This is a genomic window from Desulforhopalus vacuolatus (genome assembly GCF_016918505.1).
GTDB classification, from domain to species: domain Bacteria; phylum Desulfobacterota; class Desulfobulbia; order Desulfobulbales; family Desulfocapsaceae; genus Desulforhopalus; species Desulforhopalus vacuolatus.
In genome coordinates this window covers 1-413 of sequence record NZ_JAFFPZ010000131.1, presented here as the reverse complement: position 1 = coordinate 413, position 413 = coordinate 1, and the positions used below count along the sequence as shown (strand labels likewise).

Below are 413 nucleotides of genomic sequence, written 5' to 3'. Positions count from 1 at the left end.
CAAGGTAGCCCTAGGGGAACCTGGGGCTGGATCACCTCCTTTTAAAGGAAAAAAAGCAGCTTTGAGCTGCACAAGAGTTCACTTGCAATGTTATTATTCAGTTTTGAGGGATCGTTTGCGATCCTTAAAAATAATGTGAGAATTCAGGGTTAGCACTTTAATAAGCATGGGCCCATAGCTCAGCTGGTTAGAGCGCACGCCTGATAAGCGTGAGGTCGGTGGTTCAAATCCACCTGGGCCCACCATCACATTATACATAAATTTTCACTGGTTTGAATTCGTACAGACCGGTTTGAACGCTCTTTGATAATTGAATAGTAGAGTAGCAAAAAAATCCTTTTTAATTGATCCATCCTTCGGGGTGGGGAGAGATAAAAGGTTTACAGTAGTTGAGTACCTAAGAGTTTAATCAA

1 tRNA gene is annotated in these 413 nt (G+C 42.1%); it reads left to right on the top strand.

The features are described 5' to 3' along the window. Positions 1 to 168 precede the first annotated feature (168 nt). A tRNA-Ile gene (locus JWG39_RS16215) sits at positions 169 to 245 on the top strand. Positions 246 to 413: the final 168 nt, after the last annotated feature.